Source organism: Streptococcus sp. GMD3S (genome assembly GCF_000298695.2).
GTDB lineage: Bacteria > Bacillota > Bacilli > Lactobacillales > Streptococcaceae > Streptococcus.
Genome location: NZ_AJRC02000030.1, coordinates 1 through 6,117, shown reverse-complemented (window position 1 = coordinate 6,117; position 6,117 = coordinate 1). Strand labels below are relative to the sequence as shown.

2 protein-coding genes are annotated in these 6,117 nt (G+C 42.1%); both read right to left on the bottom strand.

The window, feature by feature from the left end; genetic code table 11:
• Nucleotides 1–4,384, bottom strand: a 4,384-nt coding sequence (locus tag GMD3S_RS0209210; protein WP_008289325.1) for a YSIRK-type signal peptide-containing protein, incomplete at its 3' end; no start/stop codon positions are given.
• A gap of 176 nt (nucleotides 4,385–4,560) precedes the next feature.
• On the bottom strand, nucleotides 4,561–6,117 hold a 1,557-nt coding region (locus GMD3S_RS0209205; protein ID WP_025172998.1), incomplete at its 5' end, for a DAK2 domain-containing protein.

The window sequence follows — 6,117 nt, the reverse complement described above, 5'->3', positions numbered from 1 at the left end:
TTTGTGGAACACCCTGAGGACCTGTGCTGGTTGCGTTAGTGCTGGTTGGGGTTACTTCTTTCACCACCGCTTGGTACTTGACAGTAACTGGAGTTCCGTTGGCATCAACACGAGTCAATTCAAGTTCTGGTGTTTCACCCTTGAACTGCTTGTCCGGAGTGAAGGTCACTTTGCCTTCTGCGTCCACTTCAAACTTACCAACATTTGGCACTTCCTTCACAGTTGTACCGTTGTCAAATAGTGGAGTTGAATCAGCTGGGAATGGAACTGAGTCATGACCTGGCGTGAAGGTCACTTTACCTTCTTGGACTTGACCTTGAAGTCCTTCTGTCTTATCACCTGAACCAGTCGGAGTTACTTTCTCAACAACTGGGGTATAGGTCGTTACAGCCGACTCCCCATTTTTATCCACCACTCCAACTCGAACTGGAGTTGCCGGACCATAGAAGGTTTTCAGTGGAGTAAAGACAATTGTTTTATTTACAAGATCTAAATCGTACGTCCCTTGGTCGGCAATGGTTAGCGAAGTTACCTTTTGTCCATTCTCATCATAAAGAAAGACACTACTTTGGACTAGTTCAACGGATTTCTTTGCTCCATTAATGGTTGTTGTCCCTTTTGTAAAGTGGACCTCGCTCTCGCTTGCTCTATCCTCATCAAATTGAATCGTCGCTGCCTGCTTCTGCCCTTGAAAGCCTTTAGATTTCGCTGCACTTGCTGAAGGTACAACTGGAAGCGGAACATAATACACCAACCTATCCCAAGAGAATTCTTTTTCCAACTCTTCATCGCTCGGATTTATCGCACTAATCCAATATTGATCAAGAGCCTCATCTCCCGACAATGTATTTGCGTCAATATCTTCACCTGGGTAATAGCCAGGAATTTCAGGCGAAATCACTTGAGACCAAGTTTGGTCTGCAGACCAGGCTGAGTATGTCACACCTGCTGTCGCATCATTTGGATGCATTTTTGCCAAAACCTGATCGATTCTCTTGGTTCGAGTAAACGAATGGGATTCTACATGTCTGGGAGGAAGAAGCGATAAATCAGGATTTTTTGCTTTTCTGTAATACTCATAATTAATTTCACGAGTTCCACGAACAGTTTCGGTTAGTTCTGTAATCTTATGTCTAAACTGAAACTTGAATTGTCTTGGGCTAGCCAAGTCACCAAAGTTATGATCTGTAAAATCGTTACTAATCAGTTCATATCCTGCATCTTCTAATTCCTTAATTCGACGATCAGGATCATAAGAAATTGGTCCATTAGGTTTGCCTACAACTGTGTCTACCTGTCCTAGTTGTACTTCCTTAGATGGATCATTTACATCCACAAAGGTAAAACTTGCAGATGACAGTTTGGTAGACATTTGGATTGAAACATTATTGGACTCAGTGTACTTGGAACTGCCATTTGCCAATGCCGAAGAAAGATAAGCCGTAGCACCTGGGGCAGTATCTTGCCCGATAACTGCTCCATTGATAGGAAATTGAACCCTACTTCCAGCAGCAACCGGAGCAGTCGAATGCCAACGAACTGCACGAATCTCTGACCAATCCGACACTTGATCTGCTGTGAGCCATTGTGAAGCATTAATTTCCGCAGCAGTGCCCGCAGTGCGACTATATTGAACTTCCCAGCCTGAAGGTGGTGTTAGAGCTTTTGTCAAACTCACTGTAAATTCAGAGCCACGATTTCTGGATTCTAGCTGTTTATCACCTTTCATCGGCAAGGATGACAAAACATAAACGTCTGAAACAGGCTGTTTCGCTGCGTTTTTATAGGTCACTCTGAAATCAATCTCATCACCAGGATAATGTTCTTGAGTATTATAGGCAAAGTGTTGATTTGTAGCTCTCTTCACTTCAGAGTAGACACCACTCGCTTCAGAAGCCTGTACGATCACATCGAAGTCATAAGAAACTGAATTTTTCGAGGTAACTGTAATCCCATCTAGCTCCCCCAAGTCATAACCATTCTGAGCTTGAACGTCAGGAAGTTCCTCGTCCCAAAAAGCAATCGCTTTATAGGTGTAGGTCCCATTTGGAATCGTCTTGTTTTCTAACTTCAAAAGTGTTGCAGGCATAGGGGAGTCTGGAGTCCCCTTTACTTGGGCATAGTAGAGAGTTTTCCCAGTATCTTTGTAATTATAATAGACCTTAAAATTAGGATTCCCACTAAAGTTTAATTGTGGATCAGCCAAATAAGCCAGATGGTAAACTCCTGTCAAGTTTGCGAAGTTCTGGGTAGGAGTTTCTTTACCCGCAGTCCTTGTGATAAAATCTTCTTTAAAACCAGAAGCATCTGTGTGTCGATTAAAGACATCTGTCCGACGGCGTCCAACCATCGAAATTTGCTGGCTAACGCGTGTTAATTCAGCTGAGGCCGTTTGAGATAAGGAAACAGTGTTACCAGTATTGTTAAATGTGAAATCCGTTCTAGAATCCAACTTACTGATTGTCGAATCTTTATAGAGACTTTCCCAATTATTAAAACGTGTTTTGGTCTGGAAAACAAACATTGATGTATCATTTGTTGAGGACTTCCTCATCTTGATATTTTTAAACTTGTACTCCAGTTCCTTCACATCTTGCTCTTCCGTCAGTCGTAGGCTACGAGTGTTACTATTAAAAGTCCCTAACAACTCACCTGTAGCTTTATTGTATACTTCTACAGATGCATCCGGTGAAGAGAAAAATTCATTCCAATAACGCTCCTCAATCGCATTGACTTCTCGATAAGACTCTCGTGGGTCTTGTATTCTATGGGTGACCGTGTAGTCATTGATAGGATAATCTTTTTCAACCTCAGCGACTGATGAGAGTCGAACATAAGAACGGTATTCTGTTTCACCATAGGAACGAATTATCTCCGAGTCAGACTGATTATAGTGTCTATATTCGAAGAGAGAAGACTCTGGCTGATCTGTTTTTTGAACAAAGAGAGTATAGGGAAGAACGGCCGTATTTTGATAACTAGTCCCATCTGCTTTTGTATAGATACCTGTCACAGTTAGGTTTTGCGCTTTTCTATTGATATCTGCTACTTTGGCATTCTTTAACTTAAAAGAAATTGGAATGAGCTTATTTTTATTGTTATTGATATCTTGAAGCGGATTGTTAGCTCTGTTAATGGTCAGATGGTAACCCGTCGCATCGGCAGTCCATCCCAAAGCTTTGGCTTCATCTGTCAATTCATAACCTTCTTTTAGATCTACATTATAGGTATAAGAAGTGACAGGATCAATGATATGTCCCCCGACATCACTAATCCCCATACCATTGATCATACGACCATCAAAGACACCATTTCCATAGTTGAAATAATCATTTCTTGCCGTATTATTCTTAGGATCTTTCGCACCATTAAATAGGTAGAAAGACACAACCGACGAACCATCGTCAACGATACCATCGTTGTCTCGATCATAGCCAATGACCTGATTGTTAGACATTGGTGTCAGACCACCTACACCGTTTTCTAAGACTTTCCATGTGTGTTCAATGCTTCCAAGTTCTTTGAGGACATTGCCATTTTTGTCATAGAGCTTAGCAGTTGCGGTCACCTTATGGTCTGGTCCAAGGGCTTGGACAGCGCCTCCCCAATTCTGCGTCAAAGGATCTATCTGAAAAGTATAGACGAAGTTATAGTTTGCCCCACCTCTCAGATTCGCAGGTTCTATCTTTAAATCAAGATCCCCATTCGCTTTTTCTTGGCTAAACTTTACACCACCGACTGGAGAAGGGGTCAATTTAATAGCCTTCCCATTTTGGAAATGAATTTTAATATACCCACCAGAATAGTCTGCTTCATGCCCAGTAATACTAAAAGTCAAGGATTCACGGACACTATCTACCGCATGGATATCCTTGATTGGCGAATGAGCTTGAAATGCAGCATTGACTTCATCTAGCGATCTCTTGCGCCTAGAAGAAGTTTTCCCGCTAGAGCCACTTTCTTCCTTGCTTTTCTGCTCAGTTTGAGTTGATTCTATAGATTGCTTTTTCTCCTCATCTAAAGAAGGCTGACTCGCTTCCTTGATATTGTCAACTTGAGAAACTGGTTGGCTCTGAGCGACTGGTGAAGATACTTCTGTTTTGGACGGTTCAGCTTTATCCTCCAGCTCCTTAACCGCTTCGTTCTGTGTCAATTCTTTTTGAGGCTCAGAAATGACTTCCGGCCCATTCTCAGCACTTTTTTCCTTTTGTTGAATTTCTGCCTGCGTTTGTTGTTCCTTATTGTTGACTTGAGCTTCATCTGCTTGCACCGGAGAAGTAGCCATCACCATAAAGGTTCCTAGCAATACCGAACAGGTCCCAACACTTAACTTTCTAATTGAAAAGCGGGAAAAAGATTGATTAAAAAATTTTTTCTTCATCATTTCTCCTTTATATTCATACTTAATCTAACATAACAGCTTTATCATTATAACTTATAGTAAATAGAATTTCCAATAGAATGTTCATTTCTACATAAATTTCTTTATAACTCCATTTGCATAGAAAAAGGAAGCTGTAAAACCAGCTTCCTTCTGTTGTTTTCATTTAATTTTCACGATTATTCCACACTGAAAAGATATGGATATACGGGTTGTTGACCTTGGTGAATCTCTACTTCAACATCTCCGAATTCTTCTGCGATTTCTTGGGCAATTTCATTGGCAAGTTCTTCGCTTCCGTCTTCACCGACATAGAAAGTCACGATTTCACTATCTTCGTCCAACATATGTTTCAAAGTTTCAGTCAAGGTTTGGTGCATGTCAGGATTTGACACGAGGATTTTCCCATCGACCATACCAAGATTGTCATTTTCATGAATTGCTAATCCATCGATAGTTGTATCACGAACGGCAGTCGTTACACTACCGCTGATGACATCACCGAGGGCTGCAGTCATGCGTTCTTTGTTTTCTTCGATTGATTTGCTTGGATCAAAGGCAAGAAGGCTGGTCAACCCTTGAGGAATTGTACGCGCTTCTACCACAACAGCAGGTTGTTCAAGCACTTCAGCCGCAGACTGAGCTGCCATAAAGATATTTTTGTTGTTTGGCAAGAAGATGATGTTGCGAGCATTGACCTGTTCAACAGCCTTGATAAAGTCTTCTGTTGAAGGGTTCATCGTCTGCCCGCCTTCGATAACATAATCCACACCTTGGGCACGGAAGATATCTGCTAAACCTTGACCAGCTACTACTGCGATAAGGGCATACTCTTTTGTTTCAGCAGGCTTGTTTCCTTGAGTTGCTTCTTTTTCAACTTGCGCCTCGTGTTGGTTACGCATGTTGTCCACTTTTACCTTAATCAAGCTACCATATTTGAGACCTTCTTGCATGACAAGACCTGGATCTTCTGTATGGACGTGAACTTTGACGATTTCATCATCATTGACAACAAGTAGAGAGTCGCCTAAGTCATTCAAGTAGTTACGGAATTCATCATAGTCAAAGTCCTTAGAATAAGTTGGACCTTGTTTGAGGGCTACCATAATCTCTGTACAGTAACCAAAGGTAATATCCTCAGTTGCAACATGTCCAGCCACAGACTTATGGTGCTCTGCATTAATCATTTCACTCATGTTGGCAGGAGTCGCTACAAAGTCTTCAGAAGCACTGTATTCACCAGTAAGAGCTGAAAGGAATCCTTCGTAGATGAAGACCAAACCTTGACCACCTGAGTCTACCACACCAACTTCCTTAAGGACTGGAAGCATTTCTGGTGTCTTAGCCAAAGCTGCTTTTGCACCTTCCAAGGCTGCACGCATGACCTCAACAGCATCATCTGTCTCCTCGGCTTTTTTCTTAGCCCCAATAGCCGCTCCACGAGAAACAGTCAAAATGGTCCCTTCAACTGGTTTCATAACCGCTTTATAAGCTACTTCGACACCGGATTGGAAGGCAAGAGCCAAGTCTTGACCTGTTAATTCATCTTTTTCCTTGATAGCCTGAGAGAAGCCACGGAAGAGCTGAGAAGTGATAACCCCTGAGTTCCCACGCGCACCCATCAAGAGTCCTTTAGCAAGAATGCTCGCTACTTCTCCAACTGTAGAAGCAGGCTTGTCTGCTACTTCTTTCGCACCATTCTCAATGGTCATTCCCATGTTTGTCCCAGTATCTCC